Genomic DNA, 573 nt, shown 5'->3' with positions numbered 1-573 from the left:
CGACAGGAAGAACCGGCCCTCGGGGCGGCAGAACACGCCCGAAGGGTCGATCATCAGCGGCAGGCGGCCCTGGTTGACCGTGGCGCTGCCTTCGGGGGTCCTGGCGCAGTCAAAGACGAAGAGGGTGCGCTTCCTCGGCTCCACTGGCACGGCTATGCCTGCCATCTGCGCGGTGCGCCCGGCCTGCGGGCCCGAGGCATTGACCACGGTTCCCGCCTCCACCGTGGTGCCGGATTTCAGCGTGACCCCGGTGACCCGGTTGCCGTGGCGGGTGATCGCCACAACCTCGTCGGTCACATACTCTGCCCCCAGTTCCCGCGCCTTGGCCTTGAAGCCATTCATCAGCCCGGTGTTGGAGAACCAGCCCTCACCCGATTGGCCATAGGAGGCCAGGCGGATGTCATCGACATTTAGATGCGGGAAGGCGCGGTGCAGCGCCTCCTGATCCCACAGCACCACATCGGCGCCGCAGGCGCGCTGGACCGCGTGGTTCTCGCGCAGGGTCTGCTCCTGTTCCTCGCTGCCAGCCAGGAACAGATAGCCGCCCTGGTGAAAGTTCAGATCGGGCGGCGC

1 protein-coding gene is annotated in these 573 nt (G+C 67.2%); it reads right to left on the bottom strand.

Translation table 11 applies throughout. The features are described 5' to 3' along the window. Window positions 1–573: NAD(P)/FAD-dependent oxidoreductase (locus AC1DVR_RS23990; RefSeq protein WP_478003123.1), on the bottom strand; the 573-nt coding region annotated here is incomplete at both ends.

The organism is Rhodobacter sp. P2_H5 (assembly GCF_056403335.1).
The sequence above is the reverse complement of the archived record's forward strand: the minus strand, read 5'-3'. Positions and strand labels throughout refer to the sequence as shown.